This window comes from Microcoleus sp. AT3-D2, from assembly GCF_036705715.1.
Taxonomy (GTDB): Bacteria; Cyanobacteriota; Cyanobacteriia; order Cyanobacteriales; family Microcoleaceae; genus Microcoleus.
This window is the reverse complement of the sequence record NZ_JAUBVE010000214.1, coordinates 1-1,177: the sequence shown is the minus strand read 5'-3', so window position 1 is coordinate 1,177 and position 1,177 is coordinate 1. Positions and strand designations below refer to the sequence as shown.

At 38.9% G+C, this 1,177-nt stretch carries 1 protein-coding gene; it reads right to left on the bottom strand.

Features of this window, described 5'->3' with window-relative positions:
• Nucleotides 1–26: 26 nt before the first annotated feature.
• Nucleotides 27–1,090, bottom strand: a protein-coding gene (locus QUB44_RS30980) for an ISKra4 family transposase (protein WP_333373771.1) whose coding sequence is annotated in 2 segments (ribosomal slippage) — nucleotides 27–937 and nucleotides 937–1,090 — 1,065 coding nt in all. Because the reading frame shifts where the segments join, the coding sequence is not laid out codon by codon here.
• Nucleotides 1,091–1,177: the final 87 nt, after the last annotated feature.

The window sequence follows — 1,177 nt, the reverse complement described above, 5'->3', positions numbered from 1 at the left end:
GGGAGCATCCCGGTTTTGCAAAAGCCTCAAATAGCCAAGAGGTCGTTGAGGTAAGCACAACGAAGTTTTAGCATTTGATTGACATTTTTTTTCAACCATTGAGCTCCGGAGATTTTCAACCTTCTATCTATTTGTTTGACAGTAGATTCCACCGCGCCCGAGCCAATGGAACAGATATTATCTGATGATAATTGCTCATAGTTAACAATTCGAGAGCGATGCTTTTCTAGATACTTGCAAAAGTTTTTAGCGGTTCTTCTGCGACAATTTTTAAATAATTTTAGGGTAGGTTCGACCCTTCCGGCCCACAAAAATTCCTTGGCTTTGGCTAAAGATTTTAATGACCCTCCCACTTTATATAAATTTTCCATTAAATGATACCAGTCTAAAATTTCACGTCGGGTTTTACCAGGATTTAACTGGCTCATAATATTCCATATCCCATCATGTCCATCACCCAAACAAGTTAATATATCGGCTAATGGCTGATGGTTTATATAATTAATTAACTCTTCATTCTCTTGATAAAAAGCCCCATAATAACTTTCATGTAATCGCACTGCCTTATAATCTTGCCAATGAGAGCCTTCGCCCAACTTCCCTCTGAGACGGACTTTCCCTCCATCTATGCTTGTTTCTTTCACCTCTATTTTGGCATGAGGTTCTGACCATTCTTGTTTTTCTACCAATCGGTGTAAACAAGTGTGTCCTATCTTTACTCCTGTCTGAACTTCCATTTCTTGGGCTGCCTTGAAGTAGGAAAGATTAGCTATTTGACGGAGACAGCATTTTTCAAATAATGGAGATAATCGAGTAGATTTCTTGAACTCTAATTTTTCGGCCTGTTTTTCAGTAATTCTTAGTTCACCAATACAGCTTTTTACTGTGCGCGGTCGTCCTTGTTCTGTTCCTGTTGCTTCTTTGATAAAAAAAAACCAATTTGTGGGCCCACTGTTTCAAGCCATTGTTGCCTGAGATGTTTTTCAATATTTTCCAGACTGGTCAGTTCACTTGGGGGTGTATTGTTATACCAAATTTTAGCAATTTCTGCCGCACAGGATTCCAACCGCTCTAGTTCTTCAGGGGTCATGGCTCTTTTTCTCGACTTTTTTTGACGCTTTTATTGATTTTAACTATTTTACACTTATTCGGATATTTACAAAACCGGGATGCTCCC